The sequence below is a fragment of the Chromohalobacter sp. 296-RDG genome (assembly GCF_029889885.1).
Classification (GTDB): Bacteria; Pseudomonadota; Gammaproteobacteria; order Pseudomonadales; family Halomonadaceae; genus Chromohalobacter.
This window is the reverse complement of the sequence record NZ_JARANY010000319.1, coordinates 1-503: the sequence shown is the minus strand read 5'-3', so window position 1 is coordinate 503 and position 503 is coordinate 1. Positions and strand designations below refer to the sequence as shown.

1 pseudogene is annotated in these 503 nt (G+C 66.2%); it reads left to right on the top strand.

The window, feature by feature from the left end:
• Positions 1-503, top strand: a pseudogene (locus tag OP495_RS18750) (chromosome segregation protein SMC); the annotation flags it as partial.

Below are 503 nucleotides of genomic sequence, written 5' to 3'. Positions count from 1 at the left end.
CTCAATGAGCGCCTGACGCAGGACGCAAAGCGTCTCGAGGCATTGATCACCCAAGGCCAGGCCGCCCGCCAGCGCCTCGATGAGCACGAGCGCCACTATCGCAGCGTGCTGGAATTCGTCGAACGCGGTCGTGCGGTGCGTAGCGAGAGTGTCACGCACCTGCGCGACGCCCTCGAGGAAGGCCAGCCCTGCCCGGTGTGCGGGGGGCTCAAGCACCCCTGGCGCCACCAGCCGCCACAGACACCCGAAGCCGCCCAGCTTGCCGCGCAGCAAGCGGAAGAAGACCGCCAGTTGACGGATGCCCAGCAGCAACGCGATCACGCCCAGCAACAACGCGACGAACTGCTGGGCCAGTACAGGGCGCTTGACGCCTCGCTCACGCAGCAACGCCAGGACGCTGCGGATGCCGATAAGCGCCACCAAGAGGCGCACCAGGCACTCGACGAACATCCGCTATACACCGAGCTAGCTACCATCGATCATGACCGGCGTGATGCCTGGCT